Origin of the sequence: Streptomyces sp. SID12488 (genome assembly GCF_010548275.1) — a bacterium.
Classification (GTDB): domain Bacteria; phylum Actinomycetota; class Actinomycetes; order Streptomycetales; family Streptomycetaceae; genus Streptomyces.
Window position 1 is genome coordinate 1 of the sequence record NZ_JAAGLT010000174.1, and the last position, 383, is coordinate 383.

At 74.9% G+C, this 383-nt stretch carries 1 protein-coding gene; it reads right to left on the reverse strand.

What is annotated here, in order from left to right:
* Positions 1-383, reverse strand: a 383-nt coding sequence (locus G3I56_RS43050) for an FAD-dependent oxidoreductase (protein ID WP_164418991.1), incomplete at both ends; no start/stop codon positions are given.

Here is a 383-nt window from a genome sequence, read left to right on the forward strand (position 1 = left end):
GGTGACCAGGTCCACGCCGAGCAGGTTGTCCACGGCCAGGCCGAAGTTGCGGTCGAGCCAGCCGGAGCCGCCGCCGAGGACGAAGCCGGCGACGCCGGTCGTGGAGACGCGGCCGCCGGTGGTGGCCAGGTCGTAGGGCTGGCAGGCGCGGTCCAGGTGGCTCATCACCGCGCCGCCGCCGACCCGTACGGCCTTCGCCCCCGGGTGCACGGTGACCTCGTTCATCCGGCGCATGTCGACCACCACGCCGCCGTCGTTGAGGGACATCCCGGCCACGCTGTGCCCGCCACCGCGCACGGCGACGGGGAGGTCGAGCTCGCGGGCGAAGCGGACGGTGGTGACGACGTCCGCCTCGCTCTCGCACCGGGCGATGACCGCCGGGC